This is a genomic window from uncultured Cedecea sp. (assembly GCF_947498825.1).
GTDB lineage: Bacteria > Pseudomonadota > Gammaproteobacteria > Enterobacterales > Enterobacteriaceae > JGM124.
In genome coordinates this window covers 1-25184 of the sequence record NZ_CANMLV010000016.1, presented here as the reverse complement: position 1 = coordinate 25184, position 25184 = coordinate 1, and the positions used below count along the sequence as shown (strand labels likewise).

Annotated in this window: 22 protein-coding genes; 9 read left to right on the top strand and 13 right to left on the bottom strand. The window is 46.6% G+C overall.

The window, feature by feature from the left end:
• Positions 1-6: 6 nt before the first annotated feature.
• Complete coding sequence (gene relA / locus Q1A40_RS15865) at positions 7-2238, bottom strand: GTP diphosphokinase (RefSeq protein ID WP_300001780.1); 2232 nt, start codon at positions 2236-2238, stop codon at positions 7-9.
• A 995-nt stretch (positions 2239-3233) separates the two neighbouring features.
• Between relA and barA the strand changes: the two genes are divergently transcribed.
• Entirely contained in the window at positions 3234-5984 is a 2751-nt protein-coding gene (barA, locus tag Q1A40_RS15860) for a two-component sensor histidine kinase BarA (protein WP_300001777.1), read from the top strand.
• 6 nt (positions 5985-5990) lie between these two features.
• On the opposite strand, the gene Q1A40_RS15855 is transcribed toward barA, so the two are convergent.
• The gene (locus tag Q1A40_RS15855; protein ID WP_300001774.1) at positions 5991-6563 is read right to left on the bottom strand and encodes a TetR/AcrR family transcriptional regulator; all 573 of its coding nucleotides are present in this window, start codon (positions 6561-6563) and stop codon (positions 5991-5993) included.
• Positions 6564-6736: 173 nt separating this feature from the next.
• On the opposite strand from Q1A40_RS15855, the gene Q1A40_RS15850 reads away from it, so the two are divergent.
• Positions 6737-7078, top strand: coding sequence for a helix-turn-helix domain-containing protein (locus Q1A40_RS15850; protein ID WP_300001772.1), 342 nt, complete (start codon positions 6737-6739; stop codon positions 7076-7078).
• A 54-nt stretch (positions 7079-7132) separates the two neighbouring features.
• On the opposite strand, the gene Q1A40_RS15845 is transcribed toward Q1A40_RS15850, so the two are convergent.
• The 5 genes from Q1A40_RS15845 to syd all read right to left on the bottom strand — a co-directional run bounded on the left by Q1A40_RS15845 (position 7133) and on the right by syd (position 10195).
• Complete coding sequence (locus Q1A40_RS15845) at positions 7133-7582, bottom strand: flavodoxin (RefSeq protein ID WP_300001769.1); 450 nt, start codon at positions 7580-7582, stop codon at positions 7133-7135.
• A gap of 24 nt (positions 7583-7606) precedes the next feature.
• Complete coding sequence (gene truC, locus Q1A40_RS15840) at positions 7607-8386, bottom strand: tRNA pseudouridine(65) synthase TruC (RefSeq protein WP_300001767.1); 780 nt, start codon at positions 8384-8386, stop codon at positions 7607-7609.
• Positions 8386-8715, bottom strand: a complete 330-nt coding sequence (locus Q1A40_RS15835; RefSeq protein ID WP_300001765.1) for a YqcC family protein — start codon at positions 8713-8715, stop codon at positions 8386-8388. Before Q1A40_RS15835 ends, truC begins: the two co-directional genes overlap by 1 nt.
• Before the next feature lie 98 nt (positions 8716-8813).
• Positions 8814-8939 carry a hypothetical protein gene (locus tag Q1A40_RS15830; RefSeq protein ID WP_300001762.1) on the bottom strand — a complete coding sequence of 42 codons (126 nt, stop codon included), beginning with the start codon at positions 8937-8939 and terminating at the stop codon, positions 8814-8816.
• Positions 8940-9646: 707 nt separating this feature from the next.
• On the bottom strand, positions 9647-10195 hold the full coding sequence (gene syd, locus Q1A40_RS15825; RefSeq protein ID WP_300001759.1) for a SecY-interacting protein: 549 nt from the start codon (positions 10193-10195) through the stop codon (positions 9647-9649).
• A 64-nt stretch (positions 10196-10259) separates the two neighbouring features.
• On the opposite strand from syd, the gene queF reads away from it, so the two are divergent.
• The 4 genes from queF (at position 10260) to Q1A40_RS15805 (ending at position 15898) form a co-directional block, all read left to right on the top strand.
• Positions 10260-11102 carry an NADPH-dependent 7-cyano-7-deazaguanine reductase QueF gene (queF, locus tag Q1A40_RS15820; protein ID WP_300001756.1) on the top strand — a complete coding sequence of 281 codons (843 nt, stop codon included), beginning with the start codon at positions 10260-10262 and terminating at the stop codon, positions 11100-11102.
• A 114-nt stretch (positions 11103-11216) separates the two neighbouring features.
• Positions 11217-12581: a nucleotide 5'-monophosphate nucleosidase PpnN gene (gene ppnN / locus Q1A40_RS15815; RefSeq protein ID WP_300001753.1), complete on the top strand. Its 1365-nt coding sequence runs from the start codon at positions 11217-11219 to the stop codon at positions 12579-12581.
• Positions 12582-13175: 594 nt separating this feature from the next.
• The gene (locus Q1A40_RS15810; RefSeq protein ID WP_300001750.1) at positions 13176-14462 is read left to right on the top strand and encodes an HAAAP family serine/threonine permease; all 1287 of its coding nucleotides are present in this window, start codon (positions 13176-13178) and stop codon (positions 14460-14462) included.
• A gap of 68 nt (positions 14463-14530) precedes the next feature.
• Complete coding sequence (locus Q1A40_RS15805; RefSeq protein ID WP_300001747.1) at positions 14531-15898, top strand: L-serine ammonia-lyase; 1368 nt, start codon at positions 14531-14533, stop codon at positions 15896-15898.
• A gap of 65 nt (positions 15899-15963) precedes the next feature.
• On the opposite strand, the gene Q1A40_RS15800 is transcribed toward Q1A40_RS15805, so the two are convergent.
• Positions 15964-17148, bottom strand: coding sequence for a PLP-dependent aminotransferase family protein (locus Q1A40_RS15800; RefSeq protein WP_300001743.1), 1185 nt, complete (start codon positions 17146-17148; stop codon positions 15964-15966).
• Between the two features lie 180 nt (positions 17149-17328).
• Between Q1A40_RS15800 and xni the strand changes: the two genes are divergently transcribed.
• Positions 17329-18099 carry a flap endonuclease Xni gene (gene xni, locus Q1A40_RS15795; protein WP_300001740.1) on the top strand — a complete coding sequence of 257 codons (771 nt, stop codon included), beginning with the start codon at positions 17329-17331 and terminating at the stop codon, positions 18097-18099.
• A gap of 6 nt (positions 18100-18105) precedes the next feature.
• Here xni and rlmM read toward each other — a convergent pair whose 3' ends face one another.
• The 3 genes from rlmM to Q1A40_RS15780 are packed head-to-tail and all read right to left on the bottom strand — an operon-like array spanning position 18106 to position 20557.
• The gene (gene rlmM / locus Q1A40_RS15790) at positions 18106-19206 is read right to left on the bottom strand and encodes a 23S rRNA (cytidine(2498)-2'-O)-methyltransferase RlmM (protein ID WP_300001737.1); all 1101 of its coding nucleotides are present in this window, start codon (positions 19204-19206) and stop codon (positions 18106-18108) included.
• Positions 19199-19594, bottom strand: a complete 396-nt coding sequence (locus Q1A40_RS15785; protein ID WP_300001734.1) for a DUF423 domain-containing protein — start codon at positions 19592-19594, stop codon at positions 19199-19201. The genes rlmM and Q1A40_RS15785 overlap by 8 nt, the downstream gene beginning before the upstream one ends.
• A 45-nt stretch (positions 19595-19639) precedes the next feature.
• Positions 19640-20557 carry a transcriptional regulator GcvA gene (locus Q1A40_RS15780; protein WP_300001731.1) on the bottom strand — a complete coding sequence of 306 codons (918 nt, stop codon included), beginning with the start codon at positions 20555-20557 and terminating at the stop codon, positions 19640-19642.
• Positions 20558-21073: 516 nt separating this feature from the next.
• Here Q1A40_RS15780 and csdA point away from each other — a divergent pair.
• Together csdA and csdE are read left to right on the top strand one after the other, a co-directional pair.
• Positions 21074-22279 carry a cysteine desulfurase CsdA gene (gene csdA, locus Q1A40_RS15775; protein WP_300001729.1) on the top strand — a complete coding sequence of 402 codons (1206 nt, stop codon included), beginning with the start codon at positions 21074-21076 and terminating at the stop codon, positions 22277-22279.
• Positions 22280-22291: 12 nt separating this feature from the next.
• The gene (gene csdE / locus Q1A40_RS15770) at positions 22292-22726 is read left to right on the top strand and encodes a cysteine desulfurase sulfur acceptor subunit CsdE (protein ID WP_300001985.1); all 435 of its coding nucleotides are present in this window, start codon (positions 22292-22294) and stop codon (positions 22724-22726) included.
• Here csdE and tcdA read toward each other — a convergent pair.
• Both tcdA and mltA read right to left on the bottom strand, forming a co-directional pair.
• Positions 22723-23532, bottom strand: a complete 810-nt coding sequence (gene tcdA / locus Q1A40_RS15765) for a tRNA cyclic N6-threonylcarbamoyladenosine(37) synthase TcdA (protein WP_300001982.1) — start codon at positions 23530-23532, stop codon at positions 22723-22725. The genes csdE and tcdA overlap by 4 nt on opposite strands.
• Before the next feature lie 268 nt (positions 23533-23800).
• A complete protein-coding gene (mltA, locus tag Q1A40_RS15760) occupies positions 23801-24907 on the bottom strand; it encodes a murein transglycosylase A (protein WP_300001726.1) in 1107 nt (368 codons plus the stop codon).
• Positions 24908-25184 lie beyond the last annotated feature (277 nt).

The following is a 25184-nucleotide window of genomic DNA, read 5'->3' as shown; positions in this document are numbered from 1 at the left end:
TATATCTTAACCGTGCAGTCGTCGGGCATCGATGATATCGGGAACTTGGTTCAGTTTCCCCAGAACCCGGCCTAAAACTTGTAGATTATAAATCTCGATATTCATATCAATGGTCGCCAGTTGCTGTTTGGTATCGCTACGACTGGCAACCCCCAGAACATTAACTTTTTCATTGGCCAGAATGGTGGTGATATCACGCAGTAAACCGCTTCTGTCATTAGCAGTAACACGCACCACCAGAGAATAACCGCTTGAATAACTTTCTCCCCAGACCGCATCAACGATTCGTTCTGGAGCATGAGATTTCAGTTCTGCCAGCTGGTCACAGTCAGCCTGGTGAATAGAAATACCGCGTCCTTGGGTAATAAAACCAATAATTTCATCCCCTGGAATTGGCTGACAGCAGCGGGCAATATGGTGCATCAGATTTCCTACACCTTCAACCACGACACGACCATCATCTTTACGCTGCGATTGTTGCGGCGCGTAAGTTTTCTGCTGCAACTGGCGCAGGGCTGCGGCATCCTGCTCTTCCGCGCTGGGTTTATTAAACTTCGCCTGCAGATAGTTACTCATCTGGTTAAGACGAATATCTCCGCCACCTATTGCCGCCAGTAACTCTTCCATTTCGTTAAAGTTATAACGTGGTAGCAAGGTTTTTTCGGCTTCTTTCAGACTCACGCCCAGACGTTCAATTTCATCATCCAGAATCTGCCGGCCCGCCAGAATATTCTTGTCACGGTCTTGTTTACGGAACCAGTTATGTATTTTTGCCCGACCGCGGCTGGTAGTAACGTAACCGAGGTTAGGGTTTAACCAGTCACGACTTGGGTTAGGCTGCTTCTGGGTAATGATTTCAATCTGATCGCCCATTTGTAGCTGATAGGTGAAAGGAACAATACGCCCACCAATTTTGGCACCAATGCAGCGATGTCCCACATCACTGTGAATATGGTAGGCGAAGTCCAGCGGTGTGGAACCTGTGGGTAAATCAACCACATCTCCTTTCGGGGTAAAGACATAGACTCTGTCGTCAAACACCTGACTGCGGACCTCATCAAGCATTTCCCCTGAGTCTGACATCTCTTCCTGCCAGGCAATCAGTTTACGTAGCCATGCGATACGATCTTCATGACCACTGCTGCCGCTACGCGAGTTCCCTTCTTTATATTTCCAGTGAGCCGCGACACCGAGTTCAGAATCTTCATGCATCTGCCGGGTACGGATCTGAATTTCAATTGTCTTGCCATTCGGACCCAGTACAACGGTATGAATCGACTGGTAACCATTTGGTTTCGGGTTAGCGACATAATCGTCAAATTCATCAGGCAGATGACGGAAATGGGTATGAACAATGCCTAAAGCGGCATAACAATCTTGTAAGCGTTCAGCAACAACACGGACGGCTCGCACATCAAACAGCTCGTCAAATGCCAGATGCTTTTTCTGCATCTTGCGCCAGATACTGTAGATATGTTTAGGCCGGCCATACACTTCAGCTTTTACGCCTTCTTCCTTCATTGATGAGCGCAGCATCGCGACAAATTCATCAATATAATGCTCTCTGTCAATCCTCCGCTCATGCAGCAATTTTGCGATACGCTTATATTCATCCGGGCGCAAATAACGGAAGCAGTAGTCTTCCATTTCCCATTTTAGCTGGCCAATCCCCAGGCGATTTGCCAGCGGTGCGTAGATATTCGTACATTCTTTAGCAACCAGAACTCGTTCATCTTCCGGAGCATCTTTCACTTCGCGCAGATGGGCAATACGTTCTGCAAGCTTTATCACCACGCAGCGGAAATCATCTACCATCGCGAGCAGCATGCGCCTGACGTTGTCAACTTGTTCGGAGGAAACGGAGTCATTATGGGTGGCTTTAAGGTGACGGATCGCGTCGATATCACGCACACCATGAATCAGCATGACTACTGATTTTCCGACACTTTCTTGCAGCACGTCTTCACTTACAACACCAGAATCAACCAATGGAAATAATAACGCCGCACGTAACGTTTCATTGTCCATACTGAGCATGGAGAGAATTTCAACCATCTCAACACCGCGCCACAGTAACAATTCGGCATCAGGATGCCCCTTTGTCAGTTTCTCACAATATGACCATGTTTCGGCCAGGCGCTCACACGACTGCTGGTTTGAAATCCCGAGGCTTGCTATCCATTTTTCGGGCGCAAATTCGCCGGCTTTGTTGAGATGTGCACTTCTAACCGCAACCATTCTTCTCTCCTGTGAAACCGAAATCAGGTTCTTAAGACCTGAACAATCTCTAAAACGCTATCTCCCCTGAATCATTCTAGTTGCTCGCAGGCTCGTTTCACGAAGGCAACATCCAGGCCGCTTGACCTGTCACGGATATAGACTCAAGGGCATTTGTATGGGGAAATAGATCAATCACTTTCATTGATACTTCAGGTGCCCGGCTAACATTTTTCGCCACAATCATTATCTGATTGTAGGGCACCGACAGTACTTTCGCAGACGGATGAGGTACAGGATGACATTTATAACGTTATACAACTGAAAGTCTAAATGTTATCAAACCGTTGGTAACCGTACTGCCGATCATATTTTTATCTGAATAGTGATCCAAAAATGACATTTTTCAGTAAATTGTATTGAACATTATATTGCGCTTTTACCCTCAGCGCAGCATTACCTTCTGGACATGAGATCTTAGAGACGCCTTTTTTAACAGGAATAGTCCTTATCTTATTCAGCAGAATAGCGAAAAGCCCTTTGAGGTACGGATTGTGTCTTCTTGCCAGATAATCAGTTAATCAATGCACTCATCTGCTGGATAGAATCACACTGCTGAAAGCAGCGGGTCGGAGTCAGACTCTCATCTATATGACCCGTACTTGCGAAAAGTGTTCCAGTTTTGAATTTTAACTGTCATCAACACTGATTGGCGCATGACTGGCCATAACAATGCAGTTTCTTACTTTCAACAACACCAGCTAAAGCAAGCAATGGAATTTCTCTTTCATGAATATGCACTATGATGGGGCAATGAAATCAATCAGGCGCTACAATGAGGCATGAACGATAACCGTTCCCCTGAAATGGCTTTTTAGACTGTCAATCGCACAACTTAACATGACGACTTTGATGTTACGCGTAGGTTTGATACGTTTCACAGAGTAGAATGCATTGTAATACTATAAAGACATTGTGATGCTTAACGTTGCGTTATTGCCCCATATCGGAATCCCATGACTAACTACAGCCTTCGCGCACGTATGATGATACTGATACTGGCGCCCACGCTTCTCATTGGTTTGCTGCTCAGTACGTTTTTCGTTGTACATCGCTATAACGATTTGCAGAACCAATTAGAAAACGCCGGGGTCAGCATTATCGAACCTTTGGCCGTTGCTTGCGAATATACAATGAACTTCAATAACCGGGAGCCCTTACGCAAACTGGTTAGTGTTACTCATCGCAGGCATTCAGATATTGTGCGTGGCATTTCGATTTATGACAGTCAGAACAAGCTGTTCGTCACCTCAAATTTTCAAAAAGATTCATCCTCACTTCAGCTACCTGATAACGAAAGTATTCCTCCACATCTGACGGTAAGTCGCGAAGGTTATAAAATGATCTTACGTGCTCCGATCATGTCTGAAGCCTATTTTCAAAATGAAGAAAAAGCGCAAGGGAAGGCTGATTCCGACTCTATCCAAGGCTATGTTGCTATGGAACTGGACTTACAATCAGTACGACTGCAGCAATACCGCGAAATTTTCACTTCAACCATGATGATGCTGGCTTGTATCGCCATTGCCATGCTTTTTGCTTATCGTCTGATGCGCGATGTTACCGCCCCAATTCGTAATATGGTGAATACCGTTGACCGGATACGTCGGGGACAACTCGATAGTCGGGTTGAAGGATTTATGCTGGGTGAGCTGGATATGCTCAAGAATGGCATTAACTCTATGGCAATGTCGCTCACCGCTTATCATGAAGAAATGCAACATAATGTCGATCAGGCGACCTCCGATCTGCGTGAAACGCTAGAGCAGATGGAAATTCAGAACGTAGAGCTAGATTTAGCCAAAAAACGAGCTCAGGAAGCCGTACGGATAAAATCTGAATTCTTAGCCAATATGTCTCATGAGCTTCGAACGCCACTGAATGGCGTGATTGGTTTTACCCGACTGGCACTAAAAACTGAGTTGAACTCGACCCAAAGAGACTACTTATATACGATTGAACGCTCAGCGAATAACCTACTGACTATCATCAATGATGTACTGGACTTCTCTAAGCTGGAAGCCGGTAAATTGTTGCTGGAAAACATTCCGTTCCCACTACGCAATACTCTGGATGAAGTCATCACTCTGCTGGCACATTCAGCCCATGAAAAGGGGCTCGAACTCACACTCAATATTCAGAATAATGTTCCGGATAATGTTATCGGCGACTCACTACGTTTACAGCAAATTATTACTAACTTAGTGGGTAATGCGATTAAATTTACTGAAACAGGCAATATTGATGTTCTGGTACAAAAGCGGGCTGAGGGGAACAATAAAGTTCAGATTGAGATGCAAATCCACGATTCTGGTATTGGCATTCCTGAACAGGAGCAGTCACGACTCTTCCAGGCGTTTCGCCAGGCAGACGCCAGTATTTCCCGCCGTCATGGTGGAACCGGACTAGGGTTAGTGATAACTCAAAAATTAGTGGATGAAATGGGCGGGGAAATATCCTTCCACAGCAAACCTGACAGCGGTTCAACATTCTGGTTTTATATTAATCTCGACTTGAATCCACATGCTGTGGTGAATAATAAAGTCATGAATAAGCTTGCTGGTCGTCGGATTGCTTATGTAGAAGCTAATGCGAATGCCGCACAAAGTACGCTTAATCTGCTTCAGAGTACTCCCTTATCGGTCGTTCATACGCCGTCAATTTCAGGGTTGCCCAACGAACACTTTGATATATTACTCATTGGGGCTCCGGTTACCTTAAACGAAAATCAGCCGCTGGCTTATATTAATCTGGCACAAGCCGTCACAATGAGTGATTGTCTGATCCTTGCTTTACCTTGTCAGGCACAGATCCACGCTGAAGAGCTTAAACGTCAGGGTGTCACCAATTGCCTGTTAAAGCCTGTGACATCCACACGTTTATTCCCGCTGCTACTGGAAAGTTACTCCCCTACGACAGCGACTCAGCCAGTGGCAACCGATGATGGAAAACTGCCCATGACGGTGATGGCGGTTGATGATAATCTCGCCAATCTAAAACTGCTTAGTGCGCTACTGGAAGACAAAGTACAGCATGTGGTGCTGTGCAGTAACGCGCTGCAAGCTCTGGACCAGGCGCGTCAGATGGAGCTGGATTTGATACTGATGGATATTCAAATGCCAGAAATCGATGGGATCCGTGCCTGTGAACTGATTCGTCAGCTACCTCACCATAAAAATACGCCGGTGATCGCAGTTACGGCGCACGCAATGGCCGGGCAGAAAGAAAAATTACTCACTGCCGGGATGAATGACTACCTTGCCAAACCGATTGAAGAGAACAAATTACATAATATTTTACTGCATTATCAGTTTAATACTCTCAATAGCGCCACGCTGGTACCCGCGACAGAAGACAAACCATTGGCTGATCAAACCTTTGACTGGCAACTGGCTCTGGTTCAGGCCGCAAACAAACCGGGCCTGGCCCGAGAAATGCTGATAATGCTGCTGGAATTTCTACCCGAAGTACGTCAGGTATTAGAGCAACAACCTTTAAATAATAACCATCAAAAAATAAAGGATATCATTCATAAGTTGCACGGAAGTTGTAGCTATAGTGGGGTACCGCGTTTAAAGAAACTCTGTTTGCTGCTGGAAACAGAGTTAAGCAACGGCGTAGCACCCGAAATGCTGGAACCCGAAATTCTGGAATTGTTAGATGAGATGGACAATGTAGTGCACGCAGCGCAAGCGTACCTTAACTAGCCTTTATCAGGCTTTAGTCATTCCACGCCACATTACATCAAATCCAGCAGCCATGTAGTCTTGCTTACGTTCCTGTTCCCTGGCAGCAAATTCCATCGTGGTTTCTGCCAGGGCAAAAAAGATAGCATCAGCGAAGGGTGATTCGCCGCAGGTCAAATATTCGTTAGTAATACTCTCGTTAGAAAGCTGACGTAGTTCAGGAAATTCATCGAATGTTTTTTGTAAGGTCTCTTTGGTTATTTTCCCTGAGACCGCTAGCTGGCTCATCGCTTTTCTGGCATCCACGTTAACCAACCCCCAGTCGATATAGCTATTCCATATTTTCTGGGCACGCTCTTTTACTGGCAAATTCTGGTCGTAGGTCTTCATCAACTCAGTCCCCAGAGCTTGCTTGTGGTGATAATAGACCTCGTTAAATAACACATCCTTAGTCGCGAAATAACGAAATAACGTTCCCTCGGCCACACCCGCTTCTCTGGCGATAAGCGAGGTTGCTGCTCCCAGACCGAATTCAGCTACGGCACGAGTTGTCGCCTCGATCAACGCTAATCTTTTATCTTCACTTTTTGGACGAGCCACGTAACCTCACAAAGAATAAGTATGAACAATAACCCCGACCAGGTGTCTTTGATCATCTGAATGTAGAACTAAGTATTATACCGTAAATTTTGTTGACGGTTGACCCCTCATACCTATAATGAGTGTTCACTCACTCAATTTGTCACAAAAATACTGGGTTATAAGGAGCAGATATGTCCGTACCTCAAGGTTTTATGGAATCACTACTTGAATGGGTAGACGACAATATGCAGCGTCCACTCCGTATTGAAGACGTGGCAAAACAGTCAGGATACTCCAAATGGTATCTACAGAGGATGTTCACTGGCTGGGCAGGGAAAAGTCTTGGCGCTTATATCAGAGAGCGTAAACTTCAGCTTGCTGCGGCCGATCTTAAAAACACCAGCGACAGAATATTGGATATATCAATACGCTATGGGTTTGATTCACAACAATCATTCACCCGTACGTTTGGTAAAAAATTTAATACTTCCCCTGGTGCTTATCGTCGTACGGGCGAAGAAACGCTGAATTGAACAGATAACGAATGAAACAGAAAGGCGTTATCTGCCCAATGAACTAATCAGCAGTTATTTCAGCAATAAAGCCCACTGCTCTGTCCATGGATTAGAGACAGACTCAGGTTCAGGATCTTCGCCGGCGTCAATCAGCAATAAATCGCCAATGCGCGTTGCTCCCTGCTCTTGCAATAACGCATCAAACTGTTTTCCGGCACCACAGAAAACGTCGTAACTGCTATCACCAAGGGCAATCAATCCATAACGCAGTTCAGGCTGATAACCCACTTCGTCTTTAATCGCATGGAATAACGGAGCGATACTGTCTGGCAAATCTCCCTGCCCGGTCGTCGAGGTAATTACCAAAGCATAATGATGCCGATAATACTGCCACTGTGTTAATTCTGGATCTTCAAACACTTTCACACTGTGGCCGTGTCTGGTCAGAATAGCTTCGGCTTCCTCGGCAACAAACAACGCATTTCCATACAACGTACCAACAAAGATACCTACTTCAGCCATCGAATTATTCCTTATAAATAAGCACTACTGCGTGAAACCATCATGACAATCTCTCTGCGCGATGCTCTCAGTTTCAATTTCTGATAACAGCCCGTTCCAGCCGAATTGTGACAACATATTCATCCATGTTGTATCCAGGTTAGCACGCAAGGTTAACGCTTCACCGGTTATCGGGTGTGTCAAAGAGAGTTGACTGGCGTGCAGCATAAGTCGCTGACAACCAAAATGCTCTGCCGCACCTCTGTTCTGACGTAAATCACCGTGCCTTGAGTCACCGATAATCGGATGACGCAAATGCGACATATGACGCCTGAGTTGATGTTTACGCCCTGTCTGAGGCTCAAGTTCAACCATACTATAGCGAGCAGTGGGATAACGTCCCACTGCGACCGGCATTTCAACGGAAGCCAGACCGCGATAATGGGTGATTGCTGATTGTGGCTGCTTATCCTCAGTACTGAATTTGTCGGCAATTTTATCCTGCTCTTCGGTCAGCGGATAGTCGAGGACAGCCTCAGCTTCCAGCCAGCCCCGCACCAAAGCATGATAACGTTTACGAATTTGATGTTGTTCAAATTGCTGTGATAATAAACGCCCCACGTCACTGGATAACCCCATTAACAGTACGCCAGAAGTAGGTTTGTCCAAACGATGTACGGTAAAAACATGCTGCCCCAGCTGATCGCGTACAGTTTGCATCACAATGCGCGTTTCATGCCTGTCCAGCCAACTGCGATGAACTAACCATCCGGAGGGCTTATTAACGGCAACAAGCCATTCATCTTGATAAATAATCTCTAACATCAAGAATCGGCCGGATTAAAAAAGGCATCTAAAGATAATAACACCGCCAGTAGAGGTTCACGTTCACGTCTTGAACCATCCAGCGCCATTTCATAATAGGGGGCAACAGCAAATTCACCGGGTAATGCACGTTCACTGTCGAGTAGAGCATGCATACGAGGGAGCAAAACCCACTGCAGCCATTCAACAGGATCAAGGGTATCCATGCAAAAAGGTTGTGTGCTGTCTAACGCAGCAGGATGAGGCATAGTTTCCTGCCACAGGGCGTGATCACGCAAAATCTGCTCAATAATAATAAGATGCTGGCGAATTTGAGTATGACTGTCCATGAAAACCTTAAGCTGCTATGAAAATAGAGAAGACAGAATAACATTTCTTCAGCTCATCGGAAAAAGCATCAACAGTAAAGAGCCGTTTTTACGCTGTATTATTTTGCCAGCTCTTCAGCCTTTTCACCTTCGATCAGAACACCATAGGTGGTAGCTGTCAGCGCGAAGTCTGTGGCGCTGAAGCCGTCTTTCACCACGGCTTCAGGCTGGGGATAAACAGCCATAATTCCCGAAGCTGATATTTGGATATTTTTTCTGCTTGAGCACGCTTGCTACTTTAGTTGTATAAGCTGGCTACTCGCCCGGGCAATCCGGGTCTCTTTTAACCTGACAGATTTATCAGGCTCGCCTGGGGAAAAAAAAAAGAGGGCACTGTATAAACAGTGCCCTCGATTCGTTTTGTAGCTGATCCTGCTACGTTTTTGCTCCCTGCTCATCCATGACAACTTTGTCCCTCGGTCTACTGACCTACAATCCATTGCATATGCGTCCTGCTGCCTTCATCCTGTCGGCTACTGCATCTTCTGATGCATTGTCCCTAGGTCTCCTTGACCCACTGCACTCCATGTTACAGCTCTCATTCTCCTTCCTGGAGGTGTCCTTTAGCTCATCCTGAGCTATCCCATACTTCGTCCATGAAAAAGTCCAATACGCCATCCTGGCCAACTATACCTGCATCAATAAAGGAGATAATGCTTATATTTCCTATATTTCAGCGGTATCATGTCGTTTCAGTAGCATCGTTTATTTAGCTTAAAATGACAAGATGTCAAATTTAAAATAACGGACACACTACCAAGCTGTATCGCAAAAAACTCTGCAACTGAGTGTTATATAAATACTATTTTTTCTGTATAAATATTGATCTAGATCTAATTTCAGAAATATCGCACAAGTCATGTAGGAAATATCTTACATTTATGTGATCTGCTTATAAAATAACCACTGGTTCAAGGTTGTTCAGAAAGGCCGTCAGTGAGGAAGCAAGCTCGTTACGCTTGCTAGTACCGATCTTTTCAAGCAATACTTTCCCTGTCAAGTTACAAAGAGATATCGCTTCCATTTCATCTTCTGTCGTTGCCAGAAACAACGTCGGTGACAGCTTTAAACGTTTTTGTGTCACTAAATGTCCGATAAGATTGGACTGTATACGTTGAAAATCATCTTCGCTCCATACTTGCAACAAAGTGAGAGAGGTCGTCCCGCTTATGGCAGGCATATCCCCGGCAAATTGCGTGGTATAGAACGCATGAATATCCGGATGCAGAGTTATCTCGAGCGCCCGTTCTACCGCGCTTAAATCAGATTCGGGTATAAAAGGCTGGGGCTGCCAGTGAACAGAATCCTCGACTGTATGGGTAATACAGGGAGATGGAATACCGTACAACTCTTCACTGAGCGGCCCGTTTCCCGTCTGTTGCTGCCATTTAGCGCAAAATCGCTGGGTGAATTCTTGTAGGGAAAGGCTAATTTCGTGCATTAATTCCTCACTCATGCCGGCTTTGATACAATACAGACCAATTGTACAATCAATACGGTGAAATATGTTCGATGAAAATCATCAGGCTTTGAGCGGCCTGACACTTGGAAAAGCAACAGCTTATCAGGATAAGTATCAACCGGATCTACTTCAGGGCGTTCCTCGTAGTCTTAATCGTAATATGCCAGGGCTCGATGGTGAGGTTTTGCCGTTTCACGGTGGTGACATCTGGACACTTTACGAACTATCCTGGTTAAATAATAACGGGTTACCTCAAGTTGCTGTCGGTCATGTTCAAATTAGCGCCAGTAGCGTTAATTTAGTCGAATCTAAAAGTTTTAAGCTCTATCTCAACAGTTTCAATCAGACGCATTTTGCAAACTGGGATAACGTTCAGGAAACACTCCAGCAAGATTTAAGCGCCTGCGCTCAAGGCGACGTCACCGTTGTACTGTTTCGACTTGATGAGCTGGAATGTCAGCACCTGGTCCCATTAAGCGGCGAATGTATTGATGAACAAGATATTGTTATCAATGACTATGAGTTCAATGCCGACCATCTGCTTAATGCCGGTTCTGAAGAGGTTGTAGAAGAAACGCTGGTCAGCCACCTGTTAAAATCCAACTGTTTGATTACCCATCAGCCTGACTGGGGGTCCGTTCAGATCCACTATAAAGGTCCAAAAATCTGCCGTGAAAAGCTACTGCGATATCTGGTTTCATTTCGTCATCACAATGAGTTTCATGAGCAGTGTGTTGAGCGTATTTTCAACGATATTCAGCGCTACTGTCAGCCACAAGCGTTAAGCGTCTATGCACGCTATACTCGTCGCGGTGGACTGGATATTAACCCATGGCGAACCAATACCCATTTCCACCCTACTTTTGGTCGTTTGGTTCGGCAATAAATTCGAAATATCTCGTCCATATCATAGTCGCGGGATCAATGGGTTGTAAAAACAGACGACTCAGGGATATTGTGGAGTTTAAGGACAATACTTTTCGTTACTTAAGGAGTTCACTTGATTACACATGTTAGTCCACTTGGTTCAATGGATATGCTGTCGCAGCTAGAAGTCGATATGCTTCAATGCACCGCCAGCAGCGATCTGTATCAACTCTTCCGTAACTGCTCACTTGCAGTGCTCAACTCAGGAAGCCAGACGGATAACAGTACGGAACTTCTTTCTCGCTTTGAAAGTTTTGATATCAATGTCTTGAGTCGTGAGCGTGGCGTTAAACTTGAACTGGTTAATCCACCCGAAGATGCTTTTGTCGATGGCCGAATTATTCGCGCCCTACAAGCTAACCTGTTTGCAGTATTACGCGATATCGTCTTTGTTAATGGCCAAATGGCACATCTGAACCGGACAACTCAGCCCCATAACGATGACTCGACTCATATCACCAACACAGTCTTTTCTATTTTGCGTAATGCCCGTGCTTTACATGTTGGCGAAGCCCCAAATCTTGTCGTGTGCTGGGGAGGTCACTCGATCAATGAAACTGAATACTTTTATGCTCGCCAGGTAGGTACCCAGCTGGGATTACGCGAACTGGATATTTGTACCGGGTGCGGACCCGGGGCAATGGAAGCCCCAATGAAAGGCGCAGCAGTGGGACATGCGCAGCAACGCTATAAAGACGGCCGTTTTATTGGTATGACAGAACCTTCTATCATTGCTGCCGAGCCACCGAATCCTTTGGTCAATGAACTGATAATCATGCCGGATATCGAAAAGCGTCTTGAAGCCTTTGTGCGTATCGCACATGGGATCATTATCTTCCCGGGTGGCGTAGGAACTGCTGAAGAGTTCCTTTATTTACTGGGTATCATGATGAATCCGCATAACAAGAATCAGGTTCTGCCACTGATTCTGACCGGGCCGAAAGAAAGTGCTGATTACTTCCGTGTGCTGGACGAATTTATTGTTAATACTCTGGGCGAGCAAGCTCGTCGTCATTACACCATCATTATTGATGATGCCGCAGAAGTGGCTCGGGTGATGAAAAAAGCGATGCCTCGGGTAAAAGAGAGCCGCCGTGAGAGTGGGGATGCTTATAGCTTCAACTGGTCTATTCGTATCGCTCCAGACCTACAGAAGCCATTTGCTCCGACTCATGAAAATATGGCTGACTTAAAACTTTATCCTTCTCAGCCACCAGAGCAACTGGCCGCTGCACTGCGTCGGGCATTTTCAGGGATCGTCGCCGGTAATGTTAAAGATGTCGGGATCCAGGCGATTAAGCAATTCGGCCCCTATAAATTACATGGTGACCCTCAGATGATGCAGCAGATGGATGAGCTACTGGAAGGCTTTGTTCAGCAACAGCGGATGAAGCTACCGGGTAGCGCTTACATCCCCTGCTACGAAATTTGTCGTTAATTCTTCCAGGGCGGTCATTCGGCCGCCCGTTTTGCTGAATCCTGTTTTTTATTCCCGCAGTAAATAACCATGTCATTTAAATGAACTACACCCACCTTTATAGCCCCTCCTGCCTGCCAGAATACTTTTTATTAACATAGCCATTTCGATTGTTATTTGTATAGCACTCATCAAATCAATTGGTTAGACAATTTGATTTTTGATGCGCATCAAAATATTACCAATATGTGATCTGTTTTTTAATTATCCTGCCCAGGATAAATTTTGCAGTGAAAAACATTTTATTTATCTTTAATCAAAGTATCACATCATCTGCAAGTGGTAGTATTTATACAGATAAGTTTCGCAAGAGAATGCACTGGCAGATATTTATGCGGCATCAATCCCAAATCAAAGATATTTATCGTAATTGGGATCATGATCACTGATACAGCACTAACATAAATGTATCTTTCCGCCCGCCGATAATCACGGTCAATAACTCTTAGTATAAAGGCCGAATACAGAATTTAGTTTTAACAGTTGAGACAGAAACAGTGTTTTAACTATCCAGAATCTTAAATATTGCATTAAACATATCCTTGGAGAATCTTAATGGAAACAACTCAAAAAGGCAGCGTCATTTCTGCTGCGGCAAAAAGTGCATGGCGTAAGTCTGACACTATTTGGATGCTTGGCCTTTATGGTACAGCGATTGGTGCAGGCGTTTTGTTTCTGCCAATCAATGCCGGCGTGGGTGGTTTGATTCCTTTAATCATTATGGCAATTCTTGCCTTCCCAATGACTTTCTTCGCTCACCGCGGTCTGACACGTTTTGTTTTATCAGGTAAAAACCCAGGTGAAGATATTACTGAAGTAGTTGAAGAACACTTTGGTATCGGTGCGGGTAAATTAATTACCTTACTGTACTTCTTCGCTATCTACCCAATTCTGCTGGTTTATAGCGTTGCTATTACCAACACCGTAGAAAGTTTTATCAATCACCAGTTAGGTATGACTGCACCACCTCGTGCGCTGCTGTCCTTAATCCTGATTGTGGGCATGATGACGATTGTTCGCTTTGGTGAGCAAATGATTGTTAAGGCGATGAGTGTGCTGGTATTCCCATTCGTTGCAGCTCTGATGGTACTGGCTCTGTTTTTGATTCCTAACTGGAGCACTGCCGCTTTTGATACGCTCTCTATGAGCGGTGAATCAATGGGTAGCGGCCTGTGGTTAACTTTATGGCTGGCAATCCCGGTTATGGTGTTCTCCTTTAACCACTCACCTATTATCTCTTCTTTCGCAGTCGCTAAACGTGAAGAGTACGGCGATGGCGCAGAGAAAAAATGTTCCAGCATCCTGGCACGTGCACACATCATGATGGTACTTACCGTTATGTTCTTCGTGTTCAGCTGCGTACTGAGTCTGTCACCTGCTGACCTTGCTGAAGCAAAAGCACAGAATATCTCTATCCTGTCTTACCTGGCTAACCACTTCCAGGCGCCATTAATTGCCTGGATGGCGCCTATCATTGCCATCATCGCTATCACTAAATCCTTCCTGGGTCACTACTTGGGCGCACGTGAAGGTTTCAACGGTATGGTGATTAAATCTTTGCGCAGCAAAGGTAAAACTATTGAACTGAACAAACTGAACAAACTGACTGCGCTGTTCATGCTGGTGACTTGCTGGGCTGTTGCAACACTGAACCCAAGCATCCTCGGTATGATTGAAACCCTGGGCGGTCCGGTTATCGCGATGATCCTGTTCCTGATGCCTATGTATGCCATCAACAAGGTTCCGGCAATGCGTAAATACAGCGGCCATATCAGCAACGTATTCGTTGTGATTATGGGTCTGATTGCCATCTCTGCTATCGCTTATACACTGTTCATCTAAGCCTTTCAAAGCCGCCCTGCGGGCGGCTTCCTCTCTTTCCAGTCTTCTGACGCCATGGGTGATCTATCATGATTAGCGTATTCGACATTTTCAAAATCGGTATTGGCCCATCAAGCTCTCATACCGTCGGCCCGATGAAAGCGGGTAAACAATTTACTGATGATTTAATCGCAAAGGGTATTTTGCACGACGTAACCCGTGTAGTGGTTGATGTTTACGGTTCTCTTTCTCTGACAGGTAAGGGACACCATACCGATCTCGCCATTATTATGGGCCTGGCTGGTAATCTTCCGGACAGTGTAGATATTGATGCCATTCCTCATTTTATTGAAAATGTGAATACTACCGGCCGTCTGATGCTAGCAAATGGTCAGCATGAAGTTGAATTCCCTGTTGATGGTTGCATGAATTTTCATTCAGACAACTTATCATTACACGAAAATGGGATGCGGATTACCGCGCTGGCCCATGACAAAGTGTTGTACACCAAAACCTATTATTCCATTGGCGGTGGTTTTATCGTCGATGAAGAGCACTTTGGTGAAGAAAGTAGCAGTACATCCACCGTGCCCTACCCTTATAAAAATGCAGCCGATCTGCAGCGTTGGTGTCAGGATACCGGCCTGTCACTGTCCGGATTAATGATGCAGAACGAGCGCGCAACCCAATCTCAAGAAGAGATTGATGCCCGCTTTGCCGCTATCTGGGAAGTGATGCGTAAGGGTATTGAACGCGGCATTAGCACCGAGGGTGTCTTGCCCGGAAAAATGCGGGTACCACGCAGAGCCGCAGCTCTACGTCGTATGCTCGTAACCAGCGATAAAAATAATACTGACCCAATGGCCGTGGTTGACTGGATCAATATGTTTGCTCTGGCTGTCAACGAAGAAAATGCCGCCGGAGGGCGTGTGGTCACCGCGCCAACTAACGGTGCCTGTGGGATTATCCCAGCCGTGTTGGCTTACTACGATAAGTTCATTCGTGAGGTAAATCCTAACTCTTGCGCACGTTTCTTACTGACAGCAGGTGCAATTGGGACGCTGTATAAAATGAATGCGTCTATCTCTGGTGCGGAAGTGGGCTGTCAGGGTGAAGTCGGCGTTGCCTGTTCAATGGCGGCAGCCGGGCTCACTGAATTATTGGGTGGTAGTCCTGCTCAGGTTTGTATCGCTGCCGAAATCGGTATGGAACATAATCTTGGCTTGACCTGTGACCCAGTTGCCGGACAAGTTCAGGTTCCTTGCATCGAGCGTAATGCAATTGCCGCCGTTAAAGCGGTCAACGCAGCACGTATGGCAATGCGCCGTACCAGCGAGCCGCGCGTGTGTTTGGATAAAGTGATTGAGACCATGTACGAAACAGGCAAAGACATGAACTCAAAATATCGCGAAACATCACGTGGTGGGCTGGCATTAAAAGTGGTTAACTGCGATTAATATATCGTGCTGATAAAAAAAGGGAAAAGTATCTTACTTTTCCCTTTTTGCATTCCAGAGGCGAACTACAGCGCCGCTTTCAGACGTTTGACCGACTCAAACAGTTGTTCTTCGGTTGCTGTCGCATAAGAGAAACGTAAGGTACGTTTATCCGGGTTATCGCTGAAGAAGAACTCGCCCGGTACGTAGACCACGCCCTGCTCCAGGGTTTTCTGTAACCAGGCCGTCGTATCAAAGTCATAACGGAATGCTGCCCAGAGAAACATGCCACCTTCTGGCTGATTAAACTGAATATGTTCTCCCAGTTCCTGCTGTAATAACTCTGAAAGCGTCAGACATTTCTTTTTATAAGCCTCACGGATCAGGTCAATTTGCGTATCCAGACGCGAAAGTGTCAGATAGCTGGCAGCCAGTGCCTGGGTAAAGGAGTTACTGTGCAAGTCTGTCGCCTGTTTGATAATGGCGACTTTCTGCTTCATCCATTCAGGCAGGATAATCCAGCCAACTCGCAGGCCCGGTGCCAGGATTTTTGAAAAGGTCGAAGTATAGACAACGTGCTGCTCCAGATTCTGTTCAGTGGCTATCTGAATCAGCGTCTTCTCCTTACGGTCGGTAAAACTTATCGCTCCATAAGGGTCATCTTCAATAATCACAAAGTCATATTCAGCGGCAAGTTTAACCAGCTTTTCACGACGTTCGGCACTTAAGGTCGTCCCGCTTGGGTTACCAAAAGTTGGAACCAGATAGACCCCTTTAATACGGGTTGTTTTCAGCAACGCTTCCAGCTCATCCACGATCATGCCGTGTTCATCGCCGCCGACTGACTTAACGTCTGCTCCGGTAAGGCTAAGAATTTGTAGTGTCGCGAGATAGGTAGGACGTTCAACAACAAATACATCCCCTTCATCTACCAGGGTACGCATTAACAAGTCCAGGGCTTGCTGAGAACCGGAGGTGACCAGCAGTTTATCCTGCTGGGTGGTGATACCACGCTGCTTGCAGACATCAACAATCTGGTTGCGCAGAAGCACATTACCTTCAGTCAGGCCATACTGGAAGGCATCAAAAAATTGTTCATCCAAGACTTTTTGTGTGGCCAGGTTTAAACCTTCTTTATCAAACAAGTCGCTGGAAGGTATGCCACCCGCCAGTGAAATAACGCCTGGCATTTTGCTGTGTTTCAGCAATTCGCGAATGGCAGAAGGTTGTAAATTTTGAATGCGTTGCGCGAGATGTGTGATGTTGCTCATATGATATTCTCTATTTTTTTATGCCGATAAAATATACCTGGCTATCTCATGACTTCGCAATGTATTTCCACCCTTTTTATTGGCTATTTTGCGAGGTTCTTCCCTGTGTTTACGATGAAAATAGCACCCTTGGACTGAACATGTTAGGGTAGAAACTCTGATATAAAGAGCAAATTTCCCATGGCTATTCATTTACTTATTGTTGATGCATTGAATCTTATCAGGCGAATTCATGCAGTACAGGGGACGCCTTGTGTTAAAGCCTGCCTGCAGGCTCTGGAACAATTAATTACACATAGCCAACCCACTCATGCAGTTGCAGTCTTTGATAATGACGCCGGAAGTGAAAACTGGCGTCATAAAATATTACCCGGCTATAAAGCGGGCAGAACCCCGATGCCCGATAATCTGCAACTTGAAATGCCAATTATCCGCGATGCTTTTACCCAACGTGGCGTTTGTTGTTGGCATTCAGAAGGAAATGAGGCTGATGATATTGCTGCTACCCTGGCAGTTAAAGTGACGGGTAGTGGACACCGGACCACTATTGTCTCGACAGATAAAGGTTACTGCCAGCTGCTGGCGCCAACCTTACAAATTCGTGACTACTTCCAGAAACGCTGGCTGGATGCGCCCTTTATCGCTCACGAATTTGGCGTTAAACCAGAACAGCTGGCCAATTACTGGGGACTGGCTGGCATCAGTAGTAGCCATATACCCGGCGTACCCGGCCTGGGGCCGAAAAGCGCGATGCCGCTGATCCAGCAATTTTCCACGCTGGAACAGCTCTATCAGCAGCTAGATGCGGTTCCGGAAAAGTGGCGTAAAAAACTGATTCAGCACCAGGAACTGGCTTTTGCCAGCCGCCAGGTAGCAAGGCTGAAAACAGACTTACACCTGGAGGGTAACTTACAGCAGCTGAGGCTCAGTCAAACAGACCTTGCTGAGTAAAAAAACTTATCGCTCGTCGAAACGTCCACCTACTGCAGCCCACCAACGACGAATATGTACCGTAACCTCTTCCCGGTCATGATAAAGCTGGCGAGCATGGATCTCTGCGTTAATCCCATTCTCTTCCAGTCGACTACGGATTAACGCCAGATTCTGTGACACCTCTTCATAGCGCTTTTTCATCGGCAGTTTTAAGTTAAAGATAGTTTCACGACACCAGCCGTTAACCAGCCAGTCAGCAACCAGGCTCGCGACTTTGGCTGGTTTTTCAACCATGTCACACACCATCCAGGAGATGTTATTGCGAGTCGGACGATATTTAAAACCGTCTTCAGGTAACCAGGTTACCTGCCCGGTATCCATCAGGCTGGGTGCCATCGGGCCATTATCAACAGCCACTACCCACATATTGCGCTTCACAAGTTGGTAGGTCCAGCCTCCGGGACAGGCCCCAAGATCAACCGCATGCATGCTATTTGCCAGGCGTTCATCCCATTCATCAGCAGGAATAAAGACATGGAAAGCTTCTTCCAGTTTCAGGGTTGAACGACTTGGCGCATCGGCCGGGAATTTTAAGCGTGGGATCCCCATATAGAATGGTGAGTTATTATCAGAGTAAGAATAGCCTGTATAACAACAACCTGGTGCAATAAAGAATACGTGGACGACCGGACGCTTGGGTGAATCATGCTTAGCCAGTACACCAGCTTCACGTAAATTGCTGCGTAATGGCACAGTAAGTTTACGGCAAAACTTCATTAGCTCTTTGCTTTCATTCGTGTCGGCGACTTCAACCCGCAGGTCTCCGCCCTTCTCAACCACGCCCTGCAGCATACCGAGGATCGGTGTTATCCTGTCTTCCGGGGGTAAATGTTTTAACAGTTCACCGGCAACAAACATTTGACGCGCGAAAATCAATGAGCGGAAAGGTAACTCCCTGATGAGTTTGTCTGCATCCTCAGGCTGATAGCATTCAAAGACCACATAACCACTTTGTTCTTTAACACGGGCAAAACCAAAAACTTCGCGCTGAGCGGCTTTATCCGTAATTTCTGCAGCACATTCTTTCTCAAAACCCTGACGGCAATACAAAATAATTTTATTCATGGTTTGTGCCCTTTTTTTTGAGGCGCACAGCACCAATGAGCATTAATATCCAGCCAGCAAGAAAACTGACACCACCAACTGGCGTAATAAACGCCCAGAACTGCAAATGTGACAACGCCAGACAATATAAGCTGCCACTAAATAGCACGATACCCAGCGCCATAAAAACACTACTCCAGTAAAACCAGATACTGATTCGGCGCTGCATAGCAACAGCCAATCCCAAAATAGCCAAGGTATGAAAAGCCTGGTATTCAAGGCCTGTCTTAATCCACCCCATCTCCACAGGGCCCAAGGTTTTGCTTAGTGAATGTGCGCCGAAAGCCCCCAGAGCAACAAAGATGAAACCGCTGATAGCGGTGAAAATCAGCATAAACCGGCTGGTCATGTTGTAACCTTAAAGTAAAGCGTGGTATCGCCACGCGAAAATGACTTATTGTTCGTAGTGAAACCGAAATTTCTCTTGCTCACTGGCTGCTTTTGCCAGGATCCACTGTCTGAAGGCGGCTATTTTACCCAGTTCTGCCTGACTGTCATGACAAACCAGATAAAAAGCTTTTTTGCTGACTAAAACTTCATTAAACGGACAGACCAAACGGCCCGCTTCAATCTCAGACTGCGCGATAACATTGTTAGCCAGCGCAATGCCTTGGCCGTGGATTGCAGCCTGTAAAACCATCGCGCTGTGGCTAAAAATAGGTCCCTGCTGAACGCTGATATGGCTGACACCCAGTTGTCGGGTATAAGCCTGCCAGTCATGGCGGGAAGTATCATGCAACAAAGTATGTTTTGCCAAATCATCGGGAGTTTTAATCGGATTATCACCAATAAGCAGTGTCGGGGAACAAATAGGTAGCAGATACTCCGCATACAATTTTTCAACCCGCAGCCCAGGCCAGTTTCCCCTCCCATAAAATATAGCCACATCGACATCATCAGAGAGTTTCTCTTCCTGTCTGTCAACCGCCTGAATTCTTACATCGATCCCCGGATAGGACGAGTTAAAGCTACTCAGTCGAGGTACCAGCCAGTGAATGGCAAAGCTCGGCAGTATACTGACTGTCAGGGCTCCTTTTGCGCTACGCGCCTGAAGTTTACGCGTAGCTTCAGTTAACTGCGTAAAAATCTCTTTAATATCCTGATAATAACTCTGACCTTCCTCGGTAAGCAGTAGCGAACGATTACGACGACGGAACAGCTTTAGCCCAAGAAAATCCTCCAGAGACTTGATCTGGTGGCTGACTGCAGCCTGAGTCACAAACAACTCTTCCGCAGCTTTAGTGAAACTCAAATGACGGGCGGCAGCATCAAAAACCCGCAGCGCATTTAAAGGTGGTAACCGTTTGGACATGGATGATTAGACTTTTACAGGAATGATTATTAACAAAACAGGAAACTCTTGTTTACCTATTAGTTTTTTTTATCTGAGCCATTATAAATTGTCCGTTGAGGATGTACCAGCAAATACCTATAGTGACGCCACTTCTTGAGCCGGAACGAAAAACTATCTGGAATGCGTGTTCAGAGAGTTTTTGGCTTATGGTTGTGTGTTGTTGTGTTGTTGTGTTTGCGTTTGGTCTGTTTTTCAGACCCCGGCAGCGGGGAGCCCCTCTTTTTAGTTCCTGTCAGATTACCCTGTCTGCCAATAATGATTTATATGGCACCGCCTTTTGCGGTGCTTTTTTTTTGCCTGTTCCCCATCCTGTCGTCCCTTCAATCTAACCTACCCGACAGATTTTTCTCATATTTTTTGCAGCCTTAACTTGGAACCGTTCTTATGCGGCTCAGGTCCGACGATGAGAATGACAAAAATCTTGTGCTCTGAGTGAATATGAGAAACGATCGAGGAAGGTAAATGAGGAATGTCATGAAAATATTTAATCCAGCACAGTTCCGTGCACAGTTCCCCGCGTTATCTGACACAAATGTCTACCTTGATAGCGCTGCAACGGCACTTAAACCTCAGGCAGTCATAGAAGCAACACAGCAGTTTTATCGTCTGAGTGGAGGAAATGTCCATCGCAGTCAGTTTCTGGCCGCACAGCTTCTGACAGACAGTTACGAGTCAGCACGCGCTCGCGTGGCACAGTTATTGAATGCACCACAGCCTCAATCCGTGGTCTGGACGAAGGGTGCAACGGAGTCGATAAATATGGTCGCTCAGTGCTACGCTCGCCCACGTTTGAAGCCTGGTGATGAGATTATTGTCAGTGAAGCTGAGCATCATGCCAACTTTGTGCCCTGGCTAATGGTGGCCGAGCAAACCGGTGCGCGAATAGTCAAATTGCCTGTCGGCTCCGACATGCTGCCTGACGTTGCTCTGTTACCCAACCTTTTGAGCGACAAGACGCGAATTCTGGCCCTGGGTCAGATGTCGAATGTCACGGGTGGCTGTCCCTTCCTCGCTAAAGCAATTGAACTGGCCCATCAGGCCGGTGCTGTCGTGATGGTCGATGGTGCTCAAGGAATTGTACACTGCCCACCTGATGTCCAGGCGTTGGATATCGATTTCTATGCTTTCTCAGCCCATAAACTTTATGGCCCAACCGGCACAGGTATCCTCTATGGAAAACCTGAGCTATTGGAAATGATGTCTCCCTGGCTGGGAGGTGGCAAAATGATAACTGAAGTTTCATTTACCGGTGTTAAGCTCCAGCCAGTACCTTTGCGATTCGAAGCGGGCACACCTAATGTTGCAGGGGTTATCGGTATGAATGCGGCCCTGACTTGGCTTGAAGATATTAACCAGCCGCAAGCTGAGGCTTGGTGCCGTGAATTAGCCGGAATGGCAGAGTCCGCACTGTCCCTGCGTTCTGGCTTTCAGAGCTATCGCTGCCAGGAGTCAAGCCTGCTGGCTTTTAACTTTGAGGGTGTGCACCACCATGACATGGTGACTCTGCTGGCGGAATCGGGTATTGAACTACGTGCTGGCCAGCATTGCGCCCAGCCTTTGATGGCGGCTTTAGGCGTCAGTGGGACACTACGCGCTTCTTTTGCGCCTTATAACACCGAGCTTGATGTTGACAGGCTGGTAAAAGCCGTTGACCTTGCACTTGATATTTTGGTGGACTAATTGATTGATAACTTGAACACCTCTCATCCTTTTGGCAGCAAAATCAGCCCAGAGAGTCTGAAAAATTTATTTACTCCTTTAAAGCAATGGGAAGATCGATATCGCCAACTGATTCTGTTAGGGAAACAACTTCCTCCCCTGGCGAACAGCCTGAAAGAAGAACAATTTGAAATCAGCGGTTGCGAGAATCGGGTCTGGCTGGGGCATATTTATCAGTCAGACGGGACGTTGCATTTTTTCGGCGACAGTGAAGGGCGAATTGTTCGCGGATTGCTGGCGGTGTTACTGACGGCGATTGAAGGCAAAACAGCTCAGCAATTGCTGACTGTCGACCCTCTGACATTGTTTGACGATCTGGGGCTGCGTAACCAGCTCAGTGCCTCAAGAAGTGACGGGCTACATGCATTAGCACAACGTGTACAGCAGATTGCCCGTCAGGCTGTTTAAGCCGTTCGGGCTTTTGCTTTAGCCATCATTTTTTTCAGTACATGGGATACGGCTATAAAACCAAAACTGGCCGTTACCATCGTGGCAGCCCCAAATCCGGCAGCACAGTCCATACGTTTCGGGCCTTCTGCCTGACTTTTCATCGCACAGACCGAGCCATCGGCTTGCGGATAAACCAGCGCTTCGGTTGAAAACACGCAATCAATACCCAGCTTACCTTTACTGTTTTTAACAATGCCAAAATCACTTTTTAGTCTTTCGCGTAATTTTGCCGCCAGCGGATCCTGAATCGTCTTTGCCAGATCGGTAACTTGTATCTGAGTCGGATCGATCTGTCCCCCTGCACCACCGGTCGTCACCAAAGGTATTTTATTGCGTCGACAATAGGCTATCAGGGCGGCTTTCGGCCGAACGCTATCAATCGCATCGATGACATAGCTGAAGCCTTGGCCAAGCAACTCTGCCGTATTATCAGCGTTAATAAAATCATCAACAACAGTGACCCGACACTCCGGATTAATAGCCAAAATACGTTGCGCCATCACTTCCGTTTTTGCCTGTCCGACGGTCTCTCGTAAGGCATGGAGCTGACGGTTAGTATTGGTGATACAGACATCATCCATATCAATTAGTGTGATTGCGCCAATCCCCGTACGTGCCAGCGCTTCAGCGGCCCAGCAACCTACACCGCCAATACCAATGACGCACACATGCGCCTCGGCAAATAATTGCAAAGCTGACTGCCCATAAAGACGGGCTGTACCACCAAAGCGTTGCCGCCAGGCATCGGTGAGTATCACTGACATCATTTATCCTCGGAAATAACAACGGGCTGATTATACAGCCCGCGAAAGTGACGACAAACCTTAAAGCACCTCTGACCCAACAGAGATAGATTAAAAAAATAAGTTAAATCAATTGATTGATTTTAGACTGATAATCACCAGGCAGGAAAAACCACGTTTTTCCTTCCTGGTCTACACTGTGACGGGCTGATTATACAGCCCGCCGGGAATACCAATAAAGAGCACAAGGTGCGGGAACAGGCTGTCCCTGCAATTCAAACAGATTGAATTAACCGTTAAAAACTTTACTGGCAGCGCCCGTTCCGGGTGCCGCTTTCAATACCCACACCCGGCCATAGTGATTGTACCAGCCAGCACGATGTCCCGCATCTGCGCCAATGCCCTGATAGATATCAAAATGCTGGCCTTTGATGGCGCCACCCACGTCAAGAGCAACCATCACCCGCAATTCATAATTCCCGGTAAACTTGCCGTTATTGTCCAACAGGGGAACCTCAACCAACAAGGTTGTTCCCGCAGGAATAATCGAGCGATCCGATGCCACAGAAGCCCGGCCAATCAACGGTACCGCGCTGGCACCTTTCACCGGCGAGTAACTTGCAGGTTTAAAGAAAACAAAAGAGGGGTTCTGCCCCAGTAGTTCGCGCACTTCAGCTTCACTGTGCGTTTCCCCCCAGTGACGAATAGCCTGCATCGACATGTCTTCTCGTTTCACTTCCCCCCTGTCAATCAGTACTTTACCGATGCTACGGTAAGCATGTCCGTTTTTGCCGGCATAGCCGAAGAACGTTAAAGGCTGACCATCGCCAAAGTCGATATAGCCACTGCCCTGGACATCCATAATGAAGTTATCCATTAATGAATTACTCCAGGCGAGGATATAACGAGTACCGAGTGCACCATTATAGATTTCTGAGCGAGAAGGCAGACGCCCCTTTTTCGGTGGCATCGCGTAGATCGGATACTGGAACTCCCCCTGGCGGGTATGACGAGCCTGCACCACAGGGGTGTAATACCCGGTAAACTTCACGTTGCCGTAATTATCAGCGCCTTCCATCTGCCAGGCATTCAAACCGAACTGATTGAGCTGACGCGTATCTCCTCCAGCCCCTAGCCACTGTTTTACCGCATCATAGACATTGCTGCTGCCATTATAAAGGCGAGGCGAGGCAGAGGCGACTTGTGCAACTTGCTCAGCATAATCACCCGCATTAATTGGAACCCCCAAAGCATCAGGCTGATTAACCAGCGAGAAAGGCTGAGAAAACTTACCATCTTTATACTGCTGCCCTTGATCGGTTGGTTTTGAAGTACAGGCAGCCAAAGTCGCTAACACCACACCCACTGCCGCATATTTTACCCAATGCACTTTCATCTTTATCCTGCCCTGCTAACAACACCCGTTACTGCGAAGATAGCAAAGACGTTGAAAAAATTAAACGCTTGCCGCCATCTCAACGTGAATAGGGTTTATTTGCGAGGATGATTGATAATATTTAATCAACTACGGTAAATTAATAGATTAATTCTAAAAAAGAGTTGCATAGAAAAGAGAGCGGAGTATAGTGCGCATCCACGGACGCGGGGTGGAGCAGCCTGGTAGCTCGTCGGGCTCATAACCCGAAGGTCGTCGGTTCAAATCCGGCCCCCGC